The sequence below is a fragment of the Flavivirga algicola genome (assembly GCF_012910715.1).
Taxonomy (GTDB): Bacteria; Bacteroidota; Bacteroidia; order Flavobacteriales; family Flavobacteriaceae; genus Flavivirga; species Flavivirga algicola.
Map to the genome: position 1 here is coordinate 1 of NZ_JABBHF010000037.1, position 309 is coordinate 309.

1 protein-coding gene is annotated in these 309 nt (G+C 50.5%); it reads left to right on the forward strand.

Annotated elements, in window-relative coordinates; genetic code table 11:
* Positions 1-309, forward strand: a 309-nt coding sequence (locus HHX25_RS21100; protein WP_169677393.1) for a hypothetical protein, incomplete at both ends; no start/stop codon positions are given.

Sequence of the window (309 nt, forward strand, 5' to 3'; positions counted from 1 at the left end):
GGTAGAGGGAACGGGCACTGCCGTAGCCCCTCTGAGTTATAGTATCGGGGCAGGCTATCAGTCCAGTGCGACATTCTCAATAAGCGCACCAGGAATTTATACCCTGACCATACGTGACGGAAACGGTTGTGAGGTATCTACATCTTATGTGGTAGAACCCCAACTAACTGTAAGTACAGTTCTGACAAAGGATTTGGATTGTACGGCGAGCCCGGATGCCCTGATAACGGGTACCATAGTTGGAGGTGTAGCACCGTATACCTACGAGGTATCGTTAAATGCAGGGGCCTATAGTCCATTGGGAGCCAC